Consider the following 291-nt stretch of genomic DNA (forward strand, 5'->3'; position numbering starts at 1 on the left):
GTTCAGACATGCTTTATTCTGCTGAACAAGTTCATTTTATTGAGTGCGGACATTCGTCTACACAGTCAGTTGGAACAAATGCGATTTGAATTGAGTTAAACATCCAAATATCAAGTTGCGTCTATTCTCATGAAAACCAAATGGACAGTGTTAGAGATTGGGTTTGTTATGCCGCACCGATTTGGGACCCAACATCAAGACAATTTCACGGAATTATTAACCTTTCTACAAAATATAAAAAACATACGACTTTAGGGTTGCTCGCAGTTGAACGCTGTGCAGATTTAATAC

Annotated in this window: 1 pseudogene; it reads left to right on the forward strand. The window is 37.8% G+C overall.

Annotated features, from left to right (window positions below):
* Positions 1 to 291, forward strand: a pseudogene (locus ACG9ZB_RS17105) (transcriptional regulator); the annotation flags it as partial.

This window comes from Acinetobacter johnsonii (genome assembly GCF_048551975.1).
Taxonomy (GTDB): domain Bacteria; phylum Pseudomonadota; class Gammaproteobacteria; order Pseudomonadales; family Moraxellaceae; genus Acinetobacter; species Acinetobacter johnsonii_A.